We start from the raw sequence: 25,616 nt of genomic DNA, 5'->3' as shown, positions 1-25,616 counted from the left end.
CGTTTTGGACCCCTGACCCTCTCCCCCAGGCTGACCAGCCGACCTTTCTGGCGCATCTAGATGTGATCGGGTGGAGGATCCGATCACACGGAGGAGTATTTCCATGAACATCATGACCAAGCCGGCGAGCATCTATGTCTCGCCCTTCAAGGACCGCTATGACAATTTCATCGGCGGCAAGTTCGTTCCCCCAGTCCACGGCCGATATTTCGACAACATCACCCCGATCACCGGCGCAAAGGTCTGCGAAGTTGCTCGATCGGACGGGGCCGACGTTGAGCTGGCGCTGGATGCGGCCCACGATGCCAAGGAGGCCTGGGGCCGGACCTCAGCAGGCGAACGCGCCAACATCCTCTTGAAGATCGCCGACCGGTTGGAAGACAATCTCCAGCTTCTGGCGCAGGCTGAGACGTGGGACAACGGCAAGCCGATCCGCGAAACCACCGCGGCAGATATCCCGCTTTCAGTCGACCACTTCCGCTATTTCGCTTCTGTGTTGCGTGCCCAGGAAGGCACCATGTCCGAAATCGACGCCGACACGGTCGCCTATCACTATCACGAGCCGCTGGGCGTCGTCGGGCAGATCATCCCGTGGAACTTTTCAATCCTGATGGCCGCCTGGAAGCTGGCCCCCGCACTTGCCGCCGGCAACTGCGTTGTACTGAAGCCTGCCGAACAGACACCAGCGGCCATCATGGTGCTGATGGAACTGATCGCCGACCTCCTGCCGGACGGCGTCCTGAACATCGTCAACGGGATGGGACCCGAGGTGGGAGGCCCGCTGGCCAGATCCCCCCGCATTGCAAAGATCGCCTTCACCGGCTCCACCGAGACCGGGCGCATCATCATGCAGGCGGCAACCGAAAACCTGATCCCGGTAACCCTGGAATTGGGCGGCAAGTCCCCGAACATCTTCTTCTCCGATGTGATGGCAGAGGATGACGCGTTCCTTGACAAGGCCGTCGAAGGGTTCGTCCTATTTGCCTTCAACCAGGGCGAAGTCTGCACTTGCCCCAGTCGTGCGCTTATCCAGGAAGACATCTACGAGGCGTTCATCGCACGCTGCATCGAGCGGGTGCGCGCGATCAAACAAGGTGACCCTCGCGACATGCAGACGATGGTGGGAGCACAGGCGAGCCAGGAACAGCAGAACAAGATCCTGTCCTATCTGACGATCGGCGTGGAAGAAGGGGCAGAAGTACTGATCGGAGGGGATGCCGCGCGCCTTGACGGGGACCTTTCCAGCGGCTTTTACGTTCAACCAACGATCCTGAAGGGCCACAACAAGATGCGGGTCTTCCAGGAAGAGATCTTCGGTCCAGTGGTTTCTGTCACGACGTTCAAGAATGAGGCGGAGGCGCTGCAAATCGCTAATGACACCATATACGGCCTTGGGGCCGGCGTGTGGAGCCGTGACGCCAACCGCTGCTACCGCTTCGGTCGCTCAATCCAGGCCGGCCGCGTCTGGATCAACAATTATCACGCCTACCCGGCCCACGCCGCGTTCGGTGGATACAAGCAGTCGGGCTTTGGGCGCGAGACGCACAAGATGATGCTCGACCACTATCAGCAGACCAAGAACATGCTGGTCAGCTACAACCCAAACAAACTTGGGTTCTTCTGAGCTGAGGATTGTCAAGGGGTGGGTCTTTACGAGCCCACCCCTGACGTTTTCATCCGCTCTTTTCGCCCATATGCCGAGCTAGCTGGATGCAGTATGCCATGCTCAGCCAATTTGCGATCAACGAGTGGGCCATAGACGTGCTGGAGGTAATCCATACCGCCTCCATCGGCACCGGCTCGGCCAACGTTGCCATCCGCCGCCCCGGCCGGCAGGTCTGGCCGACGTCATCGATCGCAAAGACGATGGCCAACTCAGCCTGGGTCGCCCCGGTTGCTATCACCTCGGTCACGAGTGTCCGGTCGACTGGGTCGAGTACGGCGACGACGTCTTCCGAAGTCATTGTGATGATCTCTCCTTTCCATGCTTTCGCCCATTTATGTGGGGCGAGAAGGCAAAATTCCATTTTTGCCTGAGGGATTCGCGGAATCTTGAAACCTCACCCCACTGAATTGAGAAAACCTTTTCTCACTTGACAATTTCCCTGGTAAAAGGTTTTCTCACCACAACAGGAGGACAAGAGGCTGGATACGGGGAGGAATAAGAAACGCATTACGATTCATGACGTTGCAGCCGCAGCGGCGGTCAGCATTTCGACTGCGTCGAAAGCTCTGAACAACACCGGCCGCATGGGAGACGAGACACGGGAACGGGTCAAACGGGTGGCCACCGATATCGGTTTTCGTCCGAACGCCCTTGCGCGCGGCCTGCTCAGCAAGCGCAGCTTCACGATCGGGCTTCTCACCAACGACACCTACGGACGATTCACCTTGCCGGTAATGGCTGGCGTATCGGAGGCACTGGTCGATCACGGCGTTTCGGTTTTCCTCTGCGCCATCGAAGACGACCCGGCGCTTGGGCAGATCCATGTCGAGGCAATGCTCGACAAGCAGGTGGACGGCATCATCGCCACCGGCAAGCGGATGGACAGGAGTTTGCCGGTCGATCTCTCGAACCTGTCGGTTCCGGTCGTCTATGCCTTCACCGAAGGGACGCCGAACAGCGTCATCTTCCGGTCGGACGATGCACATGGCGCAACCCTTGCGGTCGAGTGGCTGCAGTCGATCGGGCGGCGCCGGATCGTCCATGTCACCGGCCCGAAGGACTTTTTCTCGGTGCGCGAACGCGCCGATGCCTACAGCATCGCAGCGGGCGAATGCCAACAGGTTCTTTATGGCGTCTGGTCGGAAAGCTGGGGCCATGAGGCGGTCGGCCTGCTCTGGGAGCGCGCCGGCGACAAGCCGGATGCCTTGTTCTGCGGCAACGACCAGATCGCCCGCGGCACGGTGGATGCCCTGCGCGAACGCGGCATCAAGGTGCCGGAAGATGTTTCGGTGATCGGCTTCGACAATTGGGAGATTGTCGCGGCCCAGACCCGGCCACCGCTGACGACGGTGGACATGGAACTGAAGGAACTGGGGCGGCAGGCGGGATTAACCGTCCTGGCGCTCGCCGAAGGACGGTCCGTCGAGCCGGGCGTGCGGAAACTGCCATGCCGGCTGGTCGTCCGGCAATCGTGCGGGGGTGAAACCCCAAGGGAATGAACAAAGCGCCAGGGAGAATGGCGTCAAATTGGGAGGAGTATCATGATTAAGCGTTTATTGGCTGCGACCAGCGTCGCAACCCTATGCCTGGTAGCCAGCGCATCGGCGGCCGAAAAGGTCGAAATGTGGGTTCGCACCGGTGTCGGCGATGCCTTCAAGAAAACCGTAGAAGCCTATAATTCCAGCCACGAGAGCCAGGTCGCGATGACCGAGGTGCCGTTCTCGGAACTGGTACAGAAATATGCGACGGCGATTGCAGGCGGACAGGCGCCTGACGCGCTGTCGATGGACCTGATCTACAATCCCGCCTTTGCGGCGGCAGGCCAGCTCGAAGACCTGACGGACTGGGCGAAGTCCCTGCCCTATTTCAACTCGCTGTCGCCGTCCCATGTCAAGCTCGGCAGCTACCATGGTCGCATCTACGGGCTGCCATTGTCGGTCGAGACCTCGGTCTTCGCCTGGAACAAGGACCTCTACAAGAAGGCCGGTCTCAATCCGGAAAAGGCGCCGGCAAGCTGGGACGAAATCACCGCCAATGCCGAAAAAATCCGCGCCTTGGGTGACGATACCTATGGCTTCTACTTTTCCGGCGGCGGTTGCGGCGGCTGCATGATCTTCACCTTCACCCCGCTTGTCTGGGGCTCGGGGGCCGACATCCTGTCAGCCGATGGCAAGGCGGCGACACTCGATACGCCGGAAATGCGCCAGGCCATCAATATCTACCGCAACATGGTCAAGAAGGATCTCGTGCCGGCGGGCGCTGCCAGCGACAATGGGGTGAACTTCCTCTCCTTCACCAACGGCAAGATCGGCCAGCAGAGCCTTGGTGCCTTTGCCATCGGCTCGCTGGTGACCGAGCATCCGGACATCAATTTCGGCGTAACGCTGATCCCCGGCGCGACAGGCGGTACGTCGTCCTTTGCCGGCGGCGACAATTTTGTCGTCACCAAGGGGACGCCGAAGATCGCCGCCGTCAAGAAATTTCTCGAATACATCTATTCCGAGGACGGCCAGAAGATCATGGCCAAATACGGAAGCCTGCCGACACGGGGCGATATTGCCGAAAAGGTCCTGCAAGGTCTCGATCCACGCCTGCAGGTTGGCATAGACGCGATCGCGGTCGCAAAGACCCCCTACACGCTGCAATTCAACGACCTGATCAACAGCGCGAACGGCCCCTGGGCGAGCTTCACCAACGCCGCCATTTTCGGTGACGACGTCGATGGCGCCTTTGCCAATGCGCAAAGCGAAATGCAGTCGATCATCGACAGCGGCCAGTAACCTCCCCAAGGATGCCGCGACCGGAAGGCGAAAGCCCACCTTCCGGTCACCTTTCCACCGTCTCTGCGGAGCACCTGGATGACTGTTTCCGGCTCAAAGACCCTGTTGCCCAGACGCCGGCGCGCCCGCAGAACCGGCTTGCGCGGGCTGGTCTACATCGCGCCGGCGATGGCACTCGTCATCGCCTTCTTCATCATCCCGGTGATCTTCACCGGCTGGATGAGCCTGCACAACTGGCCGCTGATGGGTGGCACGCGCTGGATCGGGTTCAGGAACTACGTCCGCATGTTCCACGACGCCCGCTTCATGTCTGCGCTGCAGTTCACCGCCTACTATACCGTCATCGTCACCATCGCGATCTTCGCCGTCGCCTTTCCGCTGGCGATCTTCGTCGAGAAGCAGCGGCGCTTCGTCAGCGCCTACCGCACCATCATCTTCCTGCCGGTTGTCGTTGGTCTTGCCACGGCTTCGCTGCTCTGGGTGTGGCTTGCCAATGTCGACAGCGGCTTCATCGGTCCGGCGCTGAAAGCACTCGGATGGGTGGACAAGAGCCCGAACCTGCTCGCCACCTTCGACAGCGCCTTCCTCACTATTATCGTCATGGTCGTCTGGAAGATCGCCGGCTTTACGATGATCATTCTGCTCACGGGTCTTCAGGCCATTCCGGCCGAACTGACGGAGGCGGCCCGGATCGATGGCGCAAGCCGCTGGCAGCGTTTCCGGCACCTGACGCTGCCCTTGATGCGCAAAACCATCGCCCTGGCGCTGATCATCTCGGTGACCGGCTCGATCCTCGCCTTCGACCAGTTCTACATCATGACGTCGGGTGGGCCGCAGAACCGGATGATCTCGGTGGTCTACTACATCTTCAACCAATCCTTCGTGTCCTTCAATCTCGGCTATGGCGCAGCTTTGTCGATAGCACTTCTCGCCATTCTGGTTGCCATCAGCATCATCCAACTCTGGCTGCTTCGCGTCCGGGAGGAAAAACCGTGACACCTGTAAATACGACACCCGCCAAGCAGCGCCGTGCGCGCAAGGCCGTCCGATCAAACGGCGCCTATCATGCCACCGGGATCGCCATTTCGCTGTTCTTCTTGGCGCCCTTCGCCATTGCGTTTCTGGCCTCGTTTCGCCATGGCGCGGAAGCCCGCCTGCCGCCTCTGCCGCCATGGCCGACCAATGGTTTCAGCCTCGATGCCTATGGATCGCTGGACGGTTTCGGCGCCGGAATCTGGCAGCACACGATCAATTCGCTGCTGGTGTCGCTCGCAACCGTTGTGCTGACCGTAGCGGTCAGCCTACTTGCTGGTTACGGCTTCTCCCGCTACCGGTTTCCGCTAAAGAACGTGCTGTTCGTTTTGATCATTGCCACGCTGATGATCCCGTTCCAATCGATCCTGACCCCGCTGTTCATCATTCTTGCTAAGCTCGGGCTGAACAATTCGCTGTTCGGGCTGACGCTTATCTACGTCACGCTGCAGCTGCCCTTCTCGGTCTTCATGATGCGAAACGCCTTCGACGCCGTGCCGAAGGAGATCGAGGAGGCGGCGCGCATCGACGGCGCGCGGGACCTGCGATTGCTGGTGCGCGTCCTGCTGCCACTGGTGCTGCCGGGCGTCGCAACGGTGGCGATCTTCGCCTTCCTCAATGCCTGGAACGAATTTCTCGCAGCGCTGATCCTCCTCGCCAGCAACGAGAAATACACCCTGCCCGTCCTGATGATGGCAGTGCGCGCCGGCCGTCTCGGCGCGGTCAACTGGGGCGCGGTACAGGCCGGCGTCGCGGTCATGACGATCCCCTGCCTGATCGTCTTCCTGCTTTTGCAACGCTATTACATGCGCGGGCTGATGGCCGGTGCGGTGAAATGATCTGAAGAAACGGATGACGCGATGAACACCATGAAAAGAGACCGCCAGTTCCGCCCGCTGCCCGTACCCAGCGTCGATATCCACGGCCTATTCGGCGATCGCCAGGAAGCGATCTGCGACACCACGGCCGAAATGCTGCTCGACCGCTGCGTCGAGGCTGGCATGCTTGATGCCATCGACACCAGCAAGCCGAGCCCCGGCATCGTCATCCCGATCCAACCCTGGGGCGGCACCACGCAGATGTTCTGGGACTCGGATCTCGGCAAGTCGATCGAGACGGTGGCCTATTCGCTCTATCGGCGGAAGAACCCGAAGCTCGAAGCCCGTGTCGACGAGATCATCGACATGTACGGAAAGATGCAGGACAAGGACGGTTACCTGAACGCCTGGTTCCAGCGCATCCAGCCGGATCGCCGATGGACCAACCTGCGCGACCATCATGAACTCTATTGCGCCGGGCATTTGATTGAAGGAGCGGTCGCTTATTTTCAGGCAACCGGCAAGCGCAAGCTTCTCGATATCATGTGCCGTTATGCCGATTACCTGATCAAGACCTTCGGCCGTGGCGAGGGCCAACTGCGCGGCTATTGCGGCCATGAGGAAATCGAGCTGGCACTAGTGAAGCTGGCGCGTGTGACGGGACAAAAGAAATATCTCCACCTCTGCAAATTCTTCATCGACGAGCGCGGCACCGAACCGCATTATTTCACAGAGGAAGCGATCCGCGACGGGCGCGATCCCGCCAATTTCATCCAGAAAACCTATGAATACAGCCAGTCGCATCAGCCGGTGCGCGAACAGACAAAGGTCGTCGGTCATGCCGTGCGCGCCATGTATCTTTATTGCGGCATGGCCGATATCGCCACCGAATACAATGATGACAGCCTGACGGCGGCGCTCGATACGCTTTGGGACGATCTGATCACCAAGCAGATGTATCTCACCGGCGGCATCGGGCCTGCCGTCTCCAATGAAGGGTTCACCGACTATTACGACCTGCCGAACGAAAGCGCCTATGCCGAAACCTGCGCTTCAGTCGGTCTCGTCTTCTGGGCGAGCCGCATGCTTGGGCGCGGTCCGAACCGGCGCTATGCCGACATCATGGAACAGGCGCTCTACAATGGCGCCATGTCCGGCCTGTCGCTCGACGGCAAAACCTTCTTCTATGAAAACCCTCTGGAAAGCGCCGGGAAGCATCACCGCTGGATCTGGCATCCCTGCCCCTGCTGCCCACCCAATATCGCCCGTCTGCTCGCGTCAATCGGCTCGTATATGTATGCGGTGTCGGACGACGAGATCGCCGTCCATCTTTACGGCGAAAGCCAGGCCCGATTCGATATCGGTGGGGCCAAGGTGCGGCTGGCCGAAAAGACGCATTATCCCTGGGACGGCGCGATCGGATTCGATGTGACGACGGACAGGACGACACGCTTTGCGATCTCACTGCGCATCCCCGAATGGGCGGATGGCGTAACGCTGAAGGTCAATGGCGAAACGATCGATCTTGCCTCGGTCACGATCGACGGCTATGCCCGCATCGATCGGGACTGGACGAGCGGCGATCATATCGATCTCGATATTCCCTTGGCGCCGCGCGCGCTGTTTGCCAATCCGCTGGTGCGGCACGATGCCGGCCGCACGGCGCTGATGCGCGGGCCGATGGTCTATTGCGTCGAGGCGACCGACAATGGCGACGGCTTGAACGGCATCAGGCTGACAAGCGGCGTTTCGCAGGCAACGACGGCTGACTTAAAAGATCTCGGCGGCGCCGTGGCGCTCGATGTTCCCGCAAGCCGCGACAAGGCTGATTGGGGTGACGCGCTCTATCGCACCCGGCCGCCTGAGACGGAGGAAACGATGGTACGGTTCGTACCCTATCCTTTCTGGGACAACAGGTCGCCAGGTGAAATGCTGGTCTGGGTCAGAGCGGGCGAACGCAACGATGCGTGATGAGATAGCCAGAACCGGGGTCGTGCTTACCGATATCCGCAAGAGTTTCGGCAACCTGGAGGTCATTCATGGCATCAACCTCCAGATCACCGAAGGATCCTTTGTCGTCTTCGTCGGTCCGTCCGGCTGCGGAAAATCGACGCTGCTGCGGATGATTGCCGGGCTCGAGGAGGTCACTGACGGCGAAATCGAGATCAAGGGGCGCGATGTCACCGATCTCGATCCGTCCGAGCGCGGCATCGCCATGGTGTTCCAGTCCTATGCGCTGTACCCGCATATGAGCGTGCGCGACAATCTGGCGTTTGGTCTGAAAATGGCGCGGACGCCAGAGGCGGAAATCGAAGCGCGGGTCAGGGCCGCCTCTGCGATCCTGAAAATCGATCCGCTGCTGGATCGCCGCCCCGGCCAGTTGTCCGGCGGCCAACGCCAGCGGGTGGCGATCGGCCGCGCAATCGTGCGCAAACCCGAGGTGTTTCTCTTCGACGAGCCGTTGTCCAATCTCGATGCCGAATTGCGGGTATCGATGCGCATCGAGATCGCAAGGCTGCACCGCGAACTGCGCAATACGATGATCTACGTCACCCACGACCAGACGGAAGCGATGACGCTGGCCGACATGATAGTGGTCCTTCGCGACGGGCGGATAGAGCAGACCGGCAGCCCGCGCGAGGTCTACGAAAAACCGGCCAACATTTTCGTTGCCGGATTCATCGGCTCGCCGCGCATGAACTTTCTGGAAGCGAAATGGTCGGAAGATGGATCGGTATTGCTCGGCAGCAGCCGAATTCCGGTATCACTGGACGCACAGGTATTGTCGCCGGGCGAAAAGATCACGCTGGGCATTCGCCCCGAACATCTGTTCGTGTCGACCGCCGGCGAAGCGATGCTGCAGGCCAGGGTGGATTTCTCGGAATATCTAGGCGGGACCCAATTTCTATACTGCCAGACGGACGAAGGGCAGGCCATCATCGCAGAACACCGGTCACCGGTTCCTGTTGACGCCGGCGATACCGTCCATTTTTCGTGGGACGGCCCGCACCTGCGCTTTTTCGATAGCGCTGGGATGCGAATCGAACAAACCGCACTGACGGATACGCTGGCTCCTAATGACAATTTAACGGTTTAAGGATGCCAAAGTAAGGATTGAGGGCTGATTTTGAAGATCTGCGGTGGCGTCGCGATGCTTCGGGACAATCAATGAAAACGGATGAATAGCTTTGACCCGCGAAATGTCTGCCGGCAAGGCACCAAAAGTCTCTCGCAGGCCTCGAGAAGATTAAGAGAAAAGAAGGCCCGGCAGCGAAATCACCGGAAAGCCGACATACATCATGTCCACCCAGAAAACTGTCCACGCCGACCATATCCGGCGAGGCAGTGTCTTATGCCGATTTCCGAATGGTCACGTTCCTTCCCTTCAACGACGTCGCTCTCCTCCCGCTGTCGTGGCAACATATCGCCCTCGTCAGGGATCGCGTTGCGCGTCGGTAATCCGTTCGCGGGCGCGCACCAGATGGTAGCGCATATAGAGCGCCGCGTGCTCCCCGTTTCTCGCCCGGATCGCTTCGACGATCTGCTGGTGCTCGCGCAGCACGGCGATGCGTCGCTCGTCCGAGCCTAGTTTCGTCAGGTTGAGCGCCACGCCCATGGAGCCGCTGATCTCTCCGCGCAGGTGCTCGAAGAGCGATACGAACAGGTCGTTGCCGCTCGCGACGGCGACCTCGCGATGAAAATTGAAATCCGCCTCGCTGGGAGACTGGCCGTTCATGATTTTTTCGCGCAGCAGCTCGTTGGCTTCGTCGAGATTGTGAAGGTTCTGGCTGGAGCGGCGCTCCGCCGCCAGCGACGCTGCCGCAGCCTCCAGCGCGAAACGAACCTCGAAGGACTTCAGATAACCCGCGACATTGGACGGCAGCACGAAGCGGGTAATGGCCGAGGGCGGCACGGCGCGCACGAATGTGCCGGAACCGCGCCGCGAATAGACAAGTCCATCAGCCTGCAACCGGATCAAGGCCTGGCGAACCACCGGGCGCGATACGGAGAAAGCAGAGCAGATATCGTTCTCCGCCGGCAGCCGATCGCCTTCCTTGAAGGCGCCGTTCAGAATCTGCTCCAGGATCTGGCCGTATAGTTTGTCCGCCAGCCTCTCCTTGCGCGGCGGCGTCAATTGCAGTTCCGCCATTCAACATCTCCCCCTAGCTCCCAAAACTCTCGTCCCGGCGGCCCTCCCGGCGCGCGATATGGCAGTCCCGACCATGGCGCGGGCCTGCCTATCTATCGATAGGCGCAATTTCAAAGATGTCATCAAAAATTACTTCTTTTGCGGCTTTTTTTACAAAATTTGAAATGAGAGTTGACAACTTAGGTGACCGTGTTAGCGTATTCGAAATTGTCGAAGTGCATTCGGCGTCTCAGGGAGGAGATATTCAGATGCAGCACACGGCGCGAATCGGCCATCATCGCTGCCGCGAGAAACGCAGCTGAGGTCGCAAAGCCAAACTTCAACGTCATTTCTGTCGCACCCTGGGCCGTAAGCCACGAAGCTTCGGCAACAGGGAGTTTTTGCCCGCTTCAGGCATCGGTCGACAGTACATTTCTTCAAGCCCGGCACGCCAGCGCGTCGGCTCGCTCATTCATGCCTTTTCCGACAGAGGAACATTGCCGCACATCCTCGAATATTTCTACGAACAGATCAAAGGCGAGGACCCGCGACGGATCGAATTCCTGATGCTGAACACGACAAGCAGAACGAACTGAAGAGCTCGAAGATTTCAATTGGGAGGTTGAACATGATGAAACATCTTATGGCGGCGACATTTCTGGTCGCTGCAGCGCTGACGGTCCCGCAGGGCGCAGCGCTCGCCGCATCGCCGCCGAACATGCTGGTGATCGGCACGAACCTGACCGGCATCCGTACTCTGGACCCGGCAGACAACAATGCCCGCACGGTTTCGGAGCTGATTTCCAATATCTACGACAACCTCGTCCAGCTGCCGCAGAACGACCTGCAGAAGCTGCAGCCGATGCTCGCGACCAAGTGGAGCGCCTCGGCCGACGGCAAGCTGATCACCATCACGCTGCGCAGCGACGCCACGTTCCAGAGCGGCAATCCGGTGACCGCCGAAGATGCCGCCTGGTCGATCCAGCGCGTCATCAAGCGTGGTCAGGTCGGCTCGACCGATATCGCGCTCTGGGGCTTTACAGCCGACAATGTCGAAAAGCTGGTGCGCGCCAAGGATGCGCAGACGCTGGAAATCGAGCTGCCGATCCAGGTCAGCACCGATCTCGTGCTTTATTCGCTCGCCAGCTCCTCGCTTGGCATCGTCGACAAGAAGACCGCCATGTCGCATGAGGCGAACGGCGATTTCGGCGCCGCCTGGCTTGCCGCCAACTCCGCCGGCAGCGGTCCTTTCACGCTTTCGCAATGGCGTCCGAACGACATCGCCGTCTTCGAAGCCAACAAGAAATACTGGGGCGGTGTCCCGGCCATGGTCCGCGTCATCACCCGGCATATCCCCGAATCCGGTAACCTGCGCCTTCAGCTGCAGGCCGGCGACGTGGATGTCGGCCAGTATCTCGCAAGCGGCGACCTGGATGCGCTGGCGAACGACAAGAAGATGGTGATCGACAATGTTCCGGGTCTCGGCTTCTATTATATCGCGCTGAACCAGAAAGACCCCGATCTGCAGAAGCCTCTGGTCCGCGAAGCATTCCAGCATGCTTTCGACTGGAAGGCGATCTCCGGCAATATCATGCGCTATACCGGCTTCCCGTGGCAGTCCGTCGTGCCGAAGGGCATGATCGGCGCACCGACCGACACTACATCCCGTTACGACTACGACCCGGCCAAGGCCAAGGCCTTGCTGGCGCAGGCCGGTTATCCGAATGGCCTCAAGAAGGTGCTGAACCCGTCGGGTGCCGCAACATTGCCGTTCACCGAAGCCCTGCAGGCAAGCGCCCGTGCTGCCGGCTTCGACCTTAACCTCGTGCCCGGCGAATACACACCAGCCTTCCGCGAGCGCAAATACGAAATCCTGCTCGGCAATTCCGGTGCCCGCCTGCCCGATCCGTTCGCGGTCGCCACCCAATATGCCTACAACCCGGACAATCGCGACGAGGCACGTCTCGGCAGCTATTACCTGTGGCGCACCGCCATGCAGGTTCCAGAGCTGAACACCCTTGTCGATCAGTCGATGAAGGAACACGATACGACCAAGCGCACGGAAATATTCAAGAAGATCGATGCGATCTACAAGGGCATGAACCCGCCGCTGATCGTCTTCTTCCAGCGCACCGACCCCTATGTCATTCGCGCCAATGTCAAGGGTTATCAGGGGCATACGACCTGGTCGACCCGTTGGCACGACGTGACGAAAACCAAGGAGTAGGATTGACGTGGCCAGCGTGGACATGACGACACGAGACAACTCGCCCGTACCGACCACGACTGGTCCCACCACCAATGGCCCGGTCGATGACATGCCGGATGATGGCATCAAGCTTGCCGTCCGTCACTTCATCGGTCGCGTCGTCGCTGTGGTGACGACGCTGCTGGGGCTGCTCTTCCTGACCTTCTCGATGGGACGCCTGCTGCCGGCCGATCCGGTTCTGGCGATCACCGGACCCGAGGTCAGCAAGGAAGTCTACGACCGGGTTTTCAAGCAACTCGGGCTCGACCAGCCCGTCTACATCCAGTTCCTCAGCTATGTGAAAAGAGTGCTGACCGGCGATCTCGGCGTCTCCGCGATCACCGGCCAGCCCATCGTCACCGATCTGCTGTCGATCTTTCCGGCGACGATCGAACTGACCCTGGTGGCGATGATCGTCGGCACTATCGTTGGCGTGCCACTCGGCATCACGGCTGCGGTTCATCGCGGCAAGCCGATCGACCATGTCGCCCGTATCGTCGGTCTTGCAGGCCATTCGATCCCGACCTTCTGGATGGGTCTGATGGCGCTCTTCATCTTCTATGCCAAGCTGCAATGGGTCGGCGCATCGGGGCGCGTCGATGTCTATTACGAAGGCATCGTCACGCCGGTGACCGGCTTCCTGCTGCTCGACTCCGCCATGGAAGGCAATTGGGACGTCTTCCAGAATGCGCTCGGCCACATCATCCTGCCCGGCTCGATCCTCGGTTATTATTCCGTCGCCTATATCAGCCGCATGTCGCGCAGCTTCATGCTGGAGCAGCTCAGCCAGGAATACATCATCACGGCGCGCGCCAAGGGGCTGGCCTCCCGCCAGGTGATCTGGCGCCATGCCTTCCGCAACATCCGCGTCCAACTCCTGACCATCATAGCGCTGACGCTCGGCGGCCTGCTTGAGGGCGCGGTGCTGATCGAGACCGTCTTCGCCTGGCCGGGGCTCGGCCAGTATCTCACCCGCGGCCTGCAGATGAACGACATGAATGTCGTCATGGGCGCGGTTCTCACCATCGGGATCGTCTTCCTGATCATCAACATCACGTCGGATGTGCTCTACCGCATCCTCGACCCGAGAACACGGTGACAGATATGGCGATACCCGTTTCCCAATCTCGCCCCACGCCTCCGGGCATTCGCGGCTGGCTTCTCGCCCCTGAACCCAAGGGCACGCTGCATGCGTCTCTGCAGCAATTCTACCAGGGCTGGCTGAAATTCCGTGAACATCCGCTCGGCGTCGTCGGCCTGGTGGTTATCCTGATCCTGATCTTCACCGCCGCCGGCGCACCGCTTCTGACGCAATACGATCCGATCGCCCAGAACATGGCGATCCGCCTGTCGCCCCCCTCCTGGGACCACATTCTCGGAACCGACAATTTCGGTCGCGACGTCTTCGCCCGCATCATTTACGGCGCACGCACGACGCTCGACATCATCATCCTCGTGACGATCATCGTCGCACCGATCGGGCTCTTGATCGGCACCTGCTCCGGTTATTTCGGCGGCATTGTCGATGAGGTGCTGATGCGCATCACGGATATCTTCCTCTCCTTCCCCGGTCTCGTATTGGCGCTCGGCTTTGCGGCAGCTCTCGGTCCCGGCATCACCAATGCGATCATCGCGATCTCGCTGACCGCCTGGCCGCCGATCGCCCGCCTCGCCCGCGCCGAAACGCTGAGCCTCAGGCAAATGGACTATATCGCCGCGGTGCGGCTGCAAGGCGCATCCTCGGCCGCCGTGATCACGCGCCATATCCTGCCGATGTGCGTACCCTCGGTCATCGTCCGCGTGACGCTCAACATGGCCGGCATCATCCTGACCGCCGCCGGCCTCGGCTTCCTCGGCCTTGGCGCCCAGCCGCCATGGCCGGAATGGGGCGCGATGGCCGCCACCGGCCGCGAGTTCATGCTCGACAGCCCCTGGGTTATCGCCGCACCCGGCATTGCAATCGCGGTCGTCAGCCTTGCCTTCAATCTCGTCGGCGATGCCCTGCGCGACGTACTCGACCCCAGAGGTGGCGAATGACCGAACCGCTCATCGATGTCAGAAATATGGAAATCTCCTTCGCCCACGGCTTCGTGAAAGCCGTGCGCGGCGTGAGCTTCCAACTCGGCCGCGAAAAGCTCGGCATCGTCGGCGAATCCGGCTCCGGCAAATCGACCGTCGGCCGGGCCATCATGCGGCTCCTGCCGCCGACCGCAACGGTCACCGCCGACCGGATGACGTTCAAAGGCACCGATATTCTGGCCGCCAGTGAAAAGCAGATGATGGATATCCGCGGCAAGCAGATCGGCCTCATCCTGCAGGACCCGAAATATTCGCTAAACCCGGTCATGCGCGTCGGCGAGCAGATCGCCGAGACCTATCGGCTGCATTATCCGAAAGCCGGCAGGAAGGCCGCTGAGAAGAAGGTGCTGGAAATGCTGGAAGCGGTAAAGATCCGCGATCCGCAACGCGTCTTCCGGCTCTATCCGCACGAAGTTTCCGGCGGCATGGGCCAGCGCATCATGATCGCCATGATGCTGATCGCCGAGCCGGAAGTGCTGATCGCCGACGAACCCACGTCGGCGCTCGACGTGACCGTGCGGCTCGACGTTCTGGCGCTGCTCGACGAACTGATCGCCCGGCGCAACCTCGGCCTGATCTTCATCAGCCACGATTTGAACCTGATCCGTAAATTCTGCGACCGGGTGCTGATCATGTATGCGGGACGCGTCGTCGAAGTGCTGAAGGCGTCCGAACTCGACAATGCCCAGCACCCCTATACCCAAGGGCTGCTCGCCTCGCTGCCGTCCATCGAAAACCCGCCGGCACGCCTGCCGACGCTGACGCGCGATCCGTCCTGGCTGACGCAACCCACGATCGGAGTGCCGTCATGATCGACGTCGAAAACCTCACTGTCCGGTTTGGCCCGCGCACGCCGCTCGTTGTGAAGGGCATCAGCTTCACCGTCGAACGCGGGAAATCCTTCGGCCTCGTCGGCGAATCCGGCTGCGGCAAATCCACCGTGCTCCGGGCGATTTCCGGCCTCAACCGCAATTACGGCGGACGGATTTCGCTGGATGGCAAGCCGCTGGAGCCGGAACGGAGCAAAGCCTTCTTCCGCGACGTCCAGATGGTCTTCCAGGACCCCTACGGCTCGCTGCATCCGCGCAAGACAGTTCGCTCGCAGTTGATCGAACCACTGCGCAATCAGAACCTGCCGATCAAGGAAAACGCTGTTTCCGACGTGCTGAAAGCAGTCGGTCTCGATCCCGGCCTCGGCTATCGGTTCCCGCATCAGCTTTCCGGCGGCCAGCGCCAGCGCGTCGCGATCGCCCGCGCATTGATCCTCGACCCGCCTGTTCTGCTGCTCGACGAGCCGACCTCGGCACTCGACGTTTCCGTGCAGGCGGAAATCCTCAACCTGCTCGCCGACCTGCAGAAGGAACGCGGGTTGACCTACCTGCTGGTGAGCCACGACATGGCCGTCATCGCGCATCTCTGCAGCCGCGTCGCGATCATGAACGGCGGCGAGATCGTCGAGGAAACCGGCATCGAGCAGATCCGCTCGGGCCATGTCCAGCACCCCTATTCCCAACGGCTTCTTTCCGCCAGCCGCGCTTACGGCAAGCAGGAAATGCGCCCGGTCGAGGTCATGAGCTCGGCCTGATTCCAGCGAGCGCCCAGCGCCTGGACGCTGGGCAAGACCGTTCCTCAATGCTTTTCCACTCACCCCTGAACCGGGAGCCTGAAGCCATGCCCAATTTTTCCGTGACACCAGAAATGCTTGCGAAATCGGTCCTCTCCGTGCCGCCCCTGGCACGCAAGGCCGACTACACGCTCGACCGCGAAGGCAACCGCCAGATTCTGGCGCATCTGGCGCAAGGCGGCGTGACGACAGCGCTTTATGGCGGCAACGCCAACCTCTACAACATCTCCGTCCGCGAATTCGCGGAGATGGTCGACATGCTGAAGGAGATCGCCCCCTCCGGCACCTGGCTTATCCCTTCGGTCGGTCCGGACTACGGCAAGTCGCTGGACCAGATCGCAATTCTCAAGGGCCACGACCTGCCGACAGCGATGGTCCTGCCCCTGAATTTCCCGGTGACTTCGGCTGGCGTCGCAACCGGCCTTCGCCGTATCGCCGACGCCTACGGGCGGCCGATCATCGCCTATGTGAAATCGCTCGACTATATTTCGGCGGCCGATCTCGCGGCCGTCGTTGCGGATGGGGCGATCTGCACGATCAAATACGCAGTCGTCCGGCAGAACCCGAAGGAAGATACCTACCTCTCCGAACTCGTCCAGAAGGTCGATCGCAAGATCATCATCTCCGGCATCGGCGAACGGCCGGCGATCAGCCACCTGATGGATTTCGGTCTGCAGGGCTTCACGTCCGGCTCCGTCTGCGTCGCACCCGCCATGTCCACCGGTATCCTGAAAGCACTGAAGGCCGGCAACGTCGCCGAGGCGGAACGGCTGCGGGCCTTCTTCATGGGGCTGGAAGACCTGCGCGACGGCGTATCGCCGCTCCGCGTCCTGCATGAAGCGGTCGCGACCGCCGGCATTGCGGATACCGGCCCGATGCTGCCGTTCCTGGAGAATATCACCGACGCCAAGGTGCTCTCCGCCATAACGGCAGCTTCGCAGAAACTGCTGGCGGCGGACCGGGCATATCAATCCGGTCAGGTCGAGAAGCAGGTTGAGCGGGCCTAGGAAGTGCATCCCTGCCCATTAAATAAACCGCCTGAGCACGCCGCCACCGACCTGGAACCGATCATCATAGCTTGGCGGAACGGTTTCAAAGTGCCTTATCAGGCCTGACCTTATGCGACCTGTACGAAGTGGCCTTCGCCGGCCTGGCTGTAGGACCGCTTCGGCGGCACGTAATCCGCAGCACGGAACGGGCTCTTGATCTCGTCGTTCGATATCCGGCGCGTCTGACGACGCGACGGATCTGCGATCGGGACCGCCGCCATCAGCCGTTTCGTATATTCATGCTGCGGGTTTTCGAACACGGCCTGGCGCGGGCCGATCTCGACGATCTCGCCCAGATACATGACCGCGACGCGGTGACTGATCCGCTCCACCACCGCCATGTCGTGGCTGATGAACAGGTAGCCGAGACCGTATTTCTCCTGCAGGTCGAGCATCAGGTTGATCACCTGCGCCTTGACTGAAACGTCGAGTGCAGAAACGGATTCGTCCGCGATGATCAGCTTCGGCTCCAGAGCAAGGGCGCGGGCGATGCAGACGCGCTGACGCTGGCCGCCGGAGAATTCATGCGGGAAGCGGTCTGCCATCGATGCTGAAAGGCCGACGCGTTCAAGCAGCTCGGCCACCCGTTCCTTCGCTTCAGCCGCACCGGCCAGCCCATGGGTGACGATCGGCTCGGCGATCGCATTGCCGATGCGGATGCGCGGATTGAGGCTTTCGAACGGATCCTGGAAGATCATCTGCGCTTCCCGGCGGATGTCCGCCAGTTGGGATTTTCCGGCTCCCAGGACGTTCTGGCCGTCGATCTCTATTGTGCCGGACTTCGCATCCGTCAGCCGGATGATCGAACGGCCGGTTGTGGACTTGCCGCAGCCGGATTCGCCGACGAGCGAAAGCGTCTCGCCCTGCTGCAACTGCAGTGAAACACCTTCGACGGCGTGAATGCGGCCGACTGTCTTGCGCAGGAAGCCCTTCTTGATGTCGAACCGGGTCACCAGGTCGTTGACCTTCAGGATCGGCGTGGCATCGCGCCTCACCGTATCCGCTGTGGGTTCGGGGGGCTGGATATCGCCGGTCACCATATCGACCTGGGGAAAACGCAGCGGCCGGTCAATCCCGGTCATGGAACCGAGCTGCGGCACGGCGGAGAGAAGCGCCCGCGTATAAGGATGCTTTGCCCCGGCGAAAATCTCGCGCGTCGTGCCGGTCTCGACAGCATCGCCGCGATACATGACCACGGTGCGGTCGGAGATTTCCGCCACCACGCCCATGTCATGGGTGATGAAGAGGACGGACATGCCTTCCTCTTCCTGTAGGGCCTTGAGGAATTCCAGGATCTGCGCCTGGATGGTGACGTCCAGCGCCGTCGTCGGCTCGTCGGCGATCAGGAGTTTCGGATCGCAGGCAAGAGCAATGGCGATGACGACGCGCTGCCGCATGCCACCGGAGAAGTTCATGGGATATTCGTTGAGGCGTGACCTCGCCGACGGGATACGCACCTTATCCAGGAGCCTGACGGCCTCCGCCTCGGCCTGCGCATGCGACATGCCGCGATGATGGACGAGGACTTCGGTGATCTGCTGACCGATTTTCAGCACCGGATTGAGGCTGGTCATCGGCTCCTGAAAGATCATGCCGATGCGGTTGCCGCGGATGGACTGCATTTCGTCGAGTGGCAGGTCGAGCAGGTTCCTGCCCTCGAAATCGATGCGACCGGTGACGCGCGAATTGCCGGGCGACAGAAGCCGCATGATCGACATGGCCGTGACGCTCTTGCCGGAGCCGGATTCGCCGACCACGGCGACGGTCTCCTTCGCGCCTATGTCGAAGCTGACGTCGTTCACGACATTGCGCCATTCGCCGCCGACACGGAATGCAGTGTTGAGGTTTGAAATCGAAAGGATCGGATGGGTCATGTCTCAGCCTTCCCGCCGGGGATTGAGAATGTCGCGCAGGCTGTCGCCGATCAGGTTGATGCCGACGATGAGCAACAGAAGGACCAGACCGGGGAAGAAGCTGATCCAGTAGTCGCCTGAGAGCAGGTATTCGAACCCGTTCGAGATCAGCAGGCCAAGCGACGGCTCGGTCACCGGCAGGCCGATGCCAAGGAAGGAAAGCGTCGCCTCCAGCATGATCGCATAAGCGACGCGCATGGTCGCGACGACGATCAGTGGCGGCAGGCAGTTCGGCAGGATGTGCCTGAAGAGGATGTGCCTGCCGGGAAGTGCCATGGACCGGGCCGCATCCACGTAGGCGCGTTTGCGCTCCACCAGTGCCGAGCCTCGAATCGTGCGGGCGTAATAGGCCCATTGGGTGACGATCAGCGCCAGGATGATTTTGTCGACCCCCTGCCCCAGGACCGCGAGAAAGATCAGCGCGATCAGGATCGCCGGGAAGCTGAGCTGGATGTCGACGACGCGCATCAGGAACGAATCCAGCCGGCCCCCGGCATAGGCGCTGACGAGACCGAGGGAGGCGCCGATCACCAATGCGATCGCCGCACTCGATATGCCGACGAGGATACTGGTCCTCAGCCCGTAAAGAACGGCGCTCAGGAGATCACGGCCCTGGTCGTCGGTGCCGATCAGGTACACCATCCCGTTCATGCTCTGCGAGCCCGGAGGCAGCCGACCGTCGAGGATATCAAGCTGCGACAGATCATACGGGTTCTGCGGCGCGATCAGGGGCGCAAGAACGGCAGCCAGAATGAAGACCAGCACCAGAAAGATCCCGACAAGCGCCAGCTTGTCGTGCAGGAGGGCGACAATCATCTGACGGAACGGCGAGCGCGAGCGGCGTGCCTGACCGTCGGCGTTGCCGACATGGACCGAACCGGCAGTATTGGTGTCCCGGCTCATCACGAATTCCCTTCAAGACGAACGCGCGGGTCGACGATCGAATAGAGGATGTCGACGAGGAGGTTGATGATGCTGAACATCACGACGGTGATCATCAGGTAGGCGAGGATCACCGGACGATCGAGAACGGCGATGGCGTCGATGATGAGCTTGCCCATGCCCGGCCAGGCGAAGATCGTTTCGGTGACGACCGCGAACGCGATCAGCGAACCGAGTTCGAGCCCGATGACCGTGATCAGCGGAATGAGCGTGTTCTTCAGCACATGCACGGTGACGATCCGGCGTTCCGGCAGGCCCTTGGCGCGCGCGAAACGAACGAAATCGAGCTGCATTGTTTCGAGCACGCCGGCGCGCGTGAGACGGATGATGAGGGAAATCTTGAACAGCGCCAGGTTCAGCGCCGGCAGAAGAAGATGAGACAGGCCATCCAGCGTGAAGAGGCTGATGGGAACGCCGAACACCGGCACCGTCTCGCCTCGCCCGGATGCCGGCAGCCACCCCAGCTGGACGCTGAACAGCATGACCATCACCAGGCCGATCCAGAAGGTCGGCAGGCTGAAGCCGAGGATCGAGAAGGTCATCACCGATTTGGAGATCAGGCTCTTCGGCTTCAGGCCCGCGTAGACGCCGAGCGGAATTCCGAAGACGAGACCGAGGACGAGCGCCACGAACGCGAGTTCAAGCGTCGCCGGCATGCGTTTGAGGATCAGCGTCAGCGCCGGCTGGTTGAAGACGAAGGAATTGCCCAGGTCACCGGACAACGCACGTGTGAGGAACAACCAATATTGCTCCCATACCGGCTTATCGAGCCCGAAGGCCTGGATGACCTGCAGGCGTTCCGTCGGCGTCGCCGTGGAACTCAGGAGCACGTCAACCGGATTGCCGACGAGATAAAGGCCCACGAAAACCAGAACCGACATCACAAATAGCGTCAGAACCGTCTGGATCGACCGGCTTAAGAGATAACCGCTCATAGATTTCAGCCTCCCGGCGTTTTGGGACCGGGCGCGGCGCTTCCATAAAGCGAGATGCGCTCGATCAATAGATTGATGAACCCCGCCTCGTCCACGTCGGTCACCACGGTGGCGTTTGGGGTGCGGTCCATCTTGTGGTAGAAGTCGGCATAGGTATAACCCATCGTGAGCCCGGTGACCTGCGTGCCGACGGTTGCTTTGCGGCTGGTGAAAAGCTCCGGCCTGATCAGCCACGCGATCGTCGTCGCGTCGTGGATCGGCCCGCCCGGCCGTCCGAAGCGCGCTATGTCACTGCGGTCGAAGGTCGAGAAGAGATTGTAGAGCGCGCACCCCGCGGCCCCGCCGCGAGCGCTAAAGCTCTTGAAGTGTTCCGCCGTGAACAGCGCCTGGAAGGTCATGTCGAGCGGCATCACCACGATCGGGACGCCGGAACGATAGACGATCTCTGCCGCGTGCGGGTCCGCAAGCACGTTGAACTCGGCCCAGGGGGTGCGATGGCCGAGCGCGGTGAAGGCGCCGCCCATCGACACGATCTGCCGGATGCCGAGCGCCACATCAGGGTGCTGGATGAGGGCAAGCGCAAGATTGGTCATCGGCCCGATGGCGCAGATGGTGATTGGCTCACCGGCCCTGGCCGCTTCGCGCGCCGACCTGACGATGAACCGTACCGCATGTTCTTCCGACGGCGTGATGTCGCTGCGTGCAACGAGGTCATCGCTGAAAGCGCCGATCCTCGCATATTTTCCAAACACCTGCTCCCGGACCAGCGGACCGGCCGCGCCAGCGTAAACGGGCACATCGGTGCGGCCGGAAACGCCGACGATCTTGCAGGCGTTCGCTACCGTATCCTGCAAAGGGACATTGCCAGCGACGATCGACAGGCCGAGCACGTCGATCTCCGGCGATGCCAGCGCCATGAGGATGGCCGCCGCGTCATCCAGGCCAGGGTCCGCGTCGATGATGACCGGTTGGCGGCTCATGCGACGGCCTTTTCGGCGTAACGCGAAAGGCGATCGAGGAACAAGGCGATGATGCCCTCCGCATCCACCTTGGTCACGATATCCGCATTGGGTTCGAGGCCGCTCTTGCCGTACCAATCGGCGATGGTCTGGCCCATGCAAAGCTCACTCTCGTGCTCGACGAACACCCGGGCGCGCTCGGTCGTAAAGAGATGCGGCGCCAGAAGGTAAGCGATCACCAGCGGATCATGGAGGGGCCCGCCGCGCGAGCCGTAGCGGCGCACGTCGTTACGGTCCCAGAAGGCCATGAGTTCGGCAAGCGTCTGTGAAATGCGGCCGCTGACATTCGAAAACTCTGCGACGTGCTCCGGCTTCAGCATGACCTGATGCGTCGCATCGAGTGCCAGCGCGACGATCGGGATGCCGCTCGAAAACACGACATGCGCGGCATGTGGATCGGCCAGCACGTTGAATTCCGCGGTCATCGTCCGGTTGCCGGGCTCGCGATAGGCACCGCCCATCATCACGATACGCTCGATGCCCTCGGCGACCTGCGGGTTCATCCGCAGCGCCACGGCGAGATTGGTCATCGGACCGAGGCAACAGATGGTGATCCGCTTTTTTAGAGCTGCGGCGGTCAGGATGTCGATCAGGAAATCGACTGCTGACTTGGGCTCGACCGTCTTCACCGGTTCCGGCAGCACCGTATTGCCTAGCCCGGTCTTGCCATGGAACTGGCCGAAGATCGGCTCGCGCAGCATCGGCCGGAAACAGCCGGCATAGACCGGAATATCCGTTCTCCGGCCCAGTTCGCAGACCTGCAGGGCATTGCGCACCGTGCGTTCGAGCGGCTGGTTACCGCAGACGGGCGTGATGCCGAGGATTTCGAGTTCCGGCGAAACGAAAGCCGTCAGAAGCGCGATCGTGTCGTCTATCCCCGGATCGCAATCCACGATGATCGGAATTGGAGTCATTTCGAATTTGCCCTTGAATTGTCGGTTGAATGCCGGCGCTCAGAGCGCGCCGACATCACGCAGAACCGCACCGATCTCGGCACGAGCCGCGTCTGCGAGCGGCGCCTGCGGCGCCATCGACGCGCCGACCGGAAAGCCCTGAAGCTCGAGCGCCGTCTTGATGCAGGCGGCGATCGAATATTTCGCGAAGATCTCGTTGACGCGCCAAAGCGGACGCTGCAGTTCCATCGCCTTTGCCCAGTCGCCCGCCTTCGCCGCTTCGTAAAGGGCAATGCTCTGGCGCGGCACGATGCAGGCCGGGCCTGCCATCCAGCCAACCCCGCCGATCATCATCACGCAGACCGGAATATGCGCGGAGGCGGCAAACACCTCCATCCGGCCACGGGTCCGCTCGATGATGGAGAGCAGGCGCCCGGTATTGGTCGAGGCATCCTTGATGTAGCGGATGTTCTCGACATGGCTCAGACGCTCGATCGCGGGGAGAGTGAGATCGGAACGCTGGAACTGCGGATTGGTGTAGAGAACGACCGGTCGCCCCCTGGCCGCCCTGGCGATCGCCGTGAAATAGGCTTCGACGCCCTCATCGCTGACCGGGAAATAGGCTTCAAGAATAGCCAATATGCCGTCGGCTCCCGCCTCGACCATGTATTCCGTCTGAGCAACGGCATCGCTGGTCGACGTAGACGCCACGCCGGCGACAACGGGCACCCGGCCGCGATTGGCCGAGATTACGGTGTCGACGACGTGACGCCGCTGCTCTGGGGAGAGATAGGCAAATTCACCGGTGCTGCCGAGCGGCGTCAATCCATGGACGCCAGCGTCGATCAGATGATCCACGAGATCCGTCAGCACGCCTTCCATGACCGCGCCCGACTGGTCGATCGGCGAAACAAGGTAGGGAAAAACACCGCTGAAAGACATGACGGATCACCGCTTTCCGGATCAGTTCGGCTTCACATAATAGGGAAGCGTGTAGGCATCCGACCGGCCTTCATAGGAAAGGCCGTTCTTCAGAGCCCAGGTGTTGGCGAGGTAAAAGACCGGGATGACACCGAGATCGGTCATGGCGATCTCGGTCGCCTTCTTCAGGAGCGCCTCACGCTTGGCGTCATCGAGCGTACCACGGGCTTCGCTCAGCGCCTTGTCGAACTCCGGATTGGAGTAGCGGCCGCGATTGCCCTGCCCTGCCTTCTCGCCATAGGTCTCGAGGATGGGGCCGAGCACGCCGGAGGCTTCGCCGGTTTCGACAGCGGCACCGCCCATGATGAAGCTGAACTCCAGATTGGAAGCGCGGGTGAAGTAGACGCTGCCCGGCAGCGTCACGACCTCCGTTTTGATGCCGATGCGGCTGAAGAACTGGCCAATCGCCTGCGCCACCTTGGAGTCGTTCGGATAACGGTCGTTCGATGCGTGGAAGGTCAACGAGAAACCGTCTGAATAACCCGCCTTGGCCAGCATTTCCTTAGCCTTGTTCGGGTCGTAGGCATCGACCTTGATGGCCGGGTCATAACCGAAATAACCTTCCGGAACGACCTGCCCGGCCGGCACGCCCTGGCCGTCCATGATGCGGTCGACGAGCGCCTCACGGTTGATCGAGAGAGAAAGCGCGCGACGTACTTCCGGCTTCAGCAGCGGGTTCTTGCCGTCCGGACCCTTGGCGAAGGGCGATTCCTCGCGGCCCTGATCCATGTGCAGATACATGATGCGGTTGCCCGCAACGTTGACGACCTTCAGCTTGTCGGACGCCTGGAGCTTGCGCGTGTCGGCAGTCGGAATGCTCTCGATCATGTCGACATCGCCGGAAAGCATGGCGGCGACACGGGCGCTGCTGTTCTTGAACACCCGGAACGTCACCTTGTCTCAGGCAGCCTTCTCGCCCCAGTAGCCGTCGTTGCGCGCGACGACAACGTTGTCGTCCGGCGTCCAGGAGACGAACTTGAACGGACCGGTGCCGATGACGCCCTTGCCCGAGTTCATGTCTTCGGTGGTCGTCTTTTCCATCTCAGCCGGCAGGATGGCAATGCGGCTGAGGTTGTTCAGAAGGAGCGGCGTCGGACCGTCCGTCTTGATGCGCACCGTGAGCGGATCGACGGCGGTGACATCGGTGATCGCCTTCACATAGGCTGCGAACGAGCTTGGACTGTTCTTCGAGGCGAGCGGCACGCGTTTGATGCTGGCGACGACGTCGTCAGCCGTGAAGTCGCTGCCGTCGTGAAACTTGACGTTCGGTCGCAGCTTGAACTCCCAGGTCGTATCGTCGATCGTCTTCCAAGATGCGGCGAGTGCCGGCTGGATCTGCTGCTTGGCATCCTGATTGACGAGACCGTCGAAGATGTTGCGCGCCATGGCGCTGTTCGGGCCGACGACATAGAACTGCGGATCCATGGATGTGGTCGAGGCGGCCAGACCAACGGTGAGATCCTTCGCATGGGCTGCGAGCGGTGCGGCAAAAACTGACGCTGCCAGTG

Annotated in this window: 21 protein-coding genes and 2 pseudogenes; 14 read left to right on the top strand and 9 right to left on the bottom strand. The window is 61.1% G+C overall.

Features of this window, described 5'->3' with window-relative positions:
• Positions 1-112 precede the first annotated feature (112 nt).
• Positions 113-1,624: an aldehyde dehydrogenase gene (gene adh / locus MOV63_RS11490; protein WP_247033917.1), complete on the top strand. Its 1,512-nt coding sequence runs from the start codon at positions 113-115 to the stop codon at positions 1,622-1,624.
• A gap of 49 nt (positions 1,625-1,673) precedes the next feature.
• On the opposite strand, the gene MOV63_RS11485 is transcribed toward adh, so the two are convergent.
• On the bottom strand, positions 1,674-1,964 hold the full coding sequence (locus tag MOV63_RS11485; protein WP_247033920.1) for a hypothetical protein: 291 nt from the start codon (positions 1,962-1,964) through the stop codon (positions 1,674-1,676).
• Positions 1,965-2,145: 181 nt separating this feature from the next.
• Here MOV63_RS11485 and MOV63_RS11480 point away from each other — a divergent pair, with 181 nt between their 5' ends.
• From MOV63_RS11480 to MOV63_RS11450, 7 genes and pseudogenes are all read left to right on the top strand, one after another.
• Positions 2,146-3,165, top strand: a complete 1,020-nt coding sequence (locus MOV63_RS11480; RefSeq protein ID WP_247033916.1) for a LacI family DNA-binding transcriptional regulator — start codon at positions 2,146-2,148, stop codon at positions 3,163-3,165.
• A gap of 42 nt (positions 3,166-3,207) precedes the next feature.
• Positions 3,208-4,446: a sugar ABC transporter substrate-binding protein gene (locus MOV63_RS11475; protein ID WP_247033864.1), complete on the top strand. Its 1,239-nt coding sequence runs from the start codon at positions 3,208-3,210 to the stop codon at positions 4,444-4,446.
• A 78-nt stretch (positions 4,447-4,524) separates the two neighbouring features.
• Positions 4,525-5,442, top strand: coding sequence for a carbohydrate ABC transporter permease (locus MOV63_RS11470; RefSeq protein ID WP_247033863.1), 918 nt, complete (start codon positions 4,525-4,527; stop codon positions 5,440-5,442).
• Positions 5,439-6,317 (top strand): carbohydrate ABC transporter permease, encoded by an 879-nt coding sequence (locus tag MOV63_RS11465; RefSeq protein WP_040124165.1) that lies wholly within the window; start codon positions 5,439-5,441, stop codon positions 6,315-6,317. The genes MOV63_RS11470 and MOV63_RS11465 overlap by 4 nt, the downstream gene beginning before the upstream one ends.
• A gap of 21 nt (positions 6,318-6,338) precedes the next feature.
• Complete coding sequence (locus MOV63_RS11460; RefSeq protein WP_247033861.1) at positions 6,339-8,267, top strand: glycoside hydrolase family 127 protein; 1,929 nt, start codon at positions 6,339-6,341, stop codon at positions 8,265-8,267.
• A complete protein-coding gene (locus MOV63_RS11455; protein ID WP_247033915.1) occupies positions 8,260-9,393 on the top strand; it encodes an ABC transporter ATP-binding protein in 1,134 nt (377 codons plus the stop codon). The genes MOV63_RS11460 and MOV63_RS11455 overlap by 8 nt, the downstream gene beginning before the upstream one ends.
• Before the next feature lie 239 nt (positions 9,394-9,632).
• A pseudogene (locus MOV63_RS11450) lies at positions 9,633-9,743 on the top strand (glutathione S-transferase family protein); the annotation flags it as partial.
• Here the strand turns inward: MOV63_RS11450 and MOV63_RS11445 are convergent.
• Complete coding sequence (locus tag MOV63_RS11445) at positions 9,730-10,446, bottom strand: FadR/GntR family transcriptional regulator (RefSeq protein WP_040124163.1); 717 nt, start codon at positions 10,444-10,446, stop codon at positions 9,730-9,732. The pseudogene MOV63_RS11450 and the gene MOV63_RS11445 overlap by 14 nt on opposite strands.
• Positions 10,447-11,068: 622 nt before the next feature.
• Between MOV63_RS11445 and MOV63_RS11440 the strand changes: the two genes are divergently transcribed.
• From MOV63_RS11440 to MOV63_RS11415, 6 genes are all read left to right on the top strand, one after another.
• Positions 11,069-12,652 carry an ABC transporter substrate-binding protein gene (locus MOV63_RS11440; RefSeq protein WP_247033914.1) on the top strand — a complete coding sequence of 528 codons (1,584 nt, stop codon included), beginning with the start codon at positions 11,069-11,071 and terminating at the stop codon, positions 12,650-12,652.
• A gap of 7 nt (positions 12,653-12,659) precedes the next feature.
• Positions 12,660-13,772 carry an ABC transporter permease gene (locus MOV63_RS11435; RefSeq protein WP_247033859.1) on the top strand — a complete coding sequence of 371 codons (1,113 nt, stop codon included), beginning with the start codon at positions 12,660-12,662 and terminating at the stop codon, positions 13,770-13,772.
• Positions 13,773-13,777: 5 nt separating this feature from the next.
• Positions 13,778-14,710 carry an ABC transporter permease gene (locus tag MOV63_RS11430; RefSeq protein ID WP_247033857.1) on the top strand — a complete coding sequence of 311 codons (933 nt, stop codon included), beginning with the start codon at positions 13,778-13,780 and terminating at the stop codon, positions 14,708-14,710.
• Complete coding sequence (locus MOV63_RS11425) at positions 14,707-15,564, top strand: ABC transporter ATP-binding protein (RefSeq protein ID WP_040124157.1); 858 nt, start codon at positions 14,707-14,709, stop codon at positions 15,562-15,564. The genes MOV63_RS11430 and MOV63_RS11425 overlap by 4 nt, the downstream gene beginning before the upstream one ends.
• On the top strand, positions 15,561-16,337 hold the full coding sequence (locus MOV63_RS11420) for an ABC transporter ATP-binding protein (RefSeq protein ID WP_247033855.1): 777 nt from the start codon (positions 15,561-15,563) through the stop codon (positions 16,335-16,337). The genes MOV63_RS11425 and MOV63_RS11420 overlap by 4 nt, the downstream gene beginning before the upstream one ends.
• An 86-nt stretch (positions 16,338-16,423) precedes the next feature.
• Positions 16,424-17,383: a dihydrodipicolinate synthase family protein gene (locus tag MOV63_RS11415; protein WP_247033854.1), complete on the top strand. Its 960-nt coding sequence runs from the start codon at positions 16,424-16,426 to the stop codon at positions 17,381-17,383.
• Between the two features lie 110 nt (positions 17,384-17,493).
• On the opposite strand, the gene MOV63_RS11410 is transcribed toward MOV63_RS11415, so the two are convergent.
• The 7 genes and pseudogenes from MOV63_RS11410 to MOV63_RS11380 all read right to left on the bottom strand — a co-directional run bounded on the left by MOV63_RS11410 (position 17,494) and on the right by MOV63_RS11380 (position 25,494).
• Positions 17,494-19,299, bottom strand: coding sequence for an ABC transporter ATP-binding protein (locus MOV63_RS11410; RefSeq protein ID WP_247033853.1), 1,806 nt, complete (start codon positions 19,297-19,299; stop codon positions 17,494-17,496).
• Between the two features lie 3 nt (positions 19,300-19,302).
• Entirely contained in the window at positions 19,303-20,241 is a 939-nt protein-coding gene (locus tag MOV63_RS11405; RefSeq protein ID WP_247033852.1) for an ABC transporter permease, read from the bottom strand.
• Positions 20,241-21,215 carry an ABC transporter permease gene (locus MOV63_RS11400; protein WP_247033851.1) on the bottom strand — a complete coding sequence of 325 codons (975 nt, stop codon included), beginning with the start codon at positions 21,213-21,215 and terminating at the stop codon, positions 20,241-20,243. Before MOV63_RS11400 ends, MOV63_RS11405 begins: the two co-directional genes overlap by 1 nt.
• Positions 21,216-21,220: 5 nt before the next feature.
• Complete coding sequence (locus MOV63_RS11395) at positions 21,221-22,195, bottom strand: nucleoside hydrolase (protein ID WP_247033850.1); 975 nt, start codon at positions 22,193-22,195, stop codon at positions 21,221-21,223.
• Positions 22,192-23,148: a nucleoside hydrolase gene (locus tag MOV63_RS11390; RefSeq protein WP_247033849.1), complete on the bottom strand. Its 957-nt coding sequence runs from the start codon at positions 23,146-23,148 to the stop codon at positions 22,192-22,194. Before MOV63_RS11390 ends, MOV63_RS11395 begins: the two co-directional genes overlap by 4 nt.
• A 39-nt stretch (positions 23,149-23,187) precedes the next feature.
• A complete protein-coding gene (locus MOV63_RS11385; protein ID WP_247033848.1) occupies positions 23,188-24,069 on the bottom strand; it encodes a dihydrodipicolinate synthase family protein in 882 nt (293 codons plus the stop codon).
• A 21-nt stretch (positions 24,070-24,090) separates the two neighbouring features.
• Positions 24,091-25,494: pseudogene (locus MOV63_RS11380) on the bottom strand (ABC transporter substrate-binding protein).
• Positions 25,495-25,616 lie beyond the last annotated feature (122 nt).

The organism is Neorhizobium sp. SHOUNA12A (genome assembly GCF_023006505.1).
Classification (GTDB): domain Bacteria; phylum Pseudomonadota; class Alphaproteobacteria; order Rhizobiales; family Rhizobiaceae; genus Neorhizobium.
This window is presented reverse-complemented; position numbering and strand designations above follow the sequence as displayed.